1 pseudogene is annotated in these 246 nt (G+C 65.0%); it reads right to left on the minus strand.

From position 1 onward, the window contains the following. Positions 1 to 246: pseudogene (locus tag RVY79_RS21045) on the minus strand (hypothetical protein); the annotation flags it as partial.

Raw genomic sequence — 246 nt, forward strand, 5'->3', positions numbered from 1 at the left:
GGTCTTCAGACCCGACAGCGTTGCCTTGCCGGCATCGTCGTTCTGGTACAGCAGGCCGATCTTCGCGTCCGGGAAAGTGCCTGCGATATAGCGGCCGACGACGGCGCCCTCGATCTCGTAGGTGGTCCCGCCAACCATCGTCCACGGATTGACCGCGGGGTCCGACAGCTTGCTGGCGGCGGCCGCCAGGAACAGCTGCGGGACCTTTCGCGCGTTCATGTATTTCTGCACGGCGATGTTGCCCGG

Origin of the sequence: Chromohalobacter sp. HP20-39, assembly GCF_033052815.1 — a bacterium.
In the GTDB taxonomy this organism is placed as follows: domain Bacteria; phylum Pseudomonadota; class Gammaproteobacteria; order Pseudomonadales; family Halomonadaceae; genus Chromohalobacter.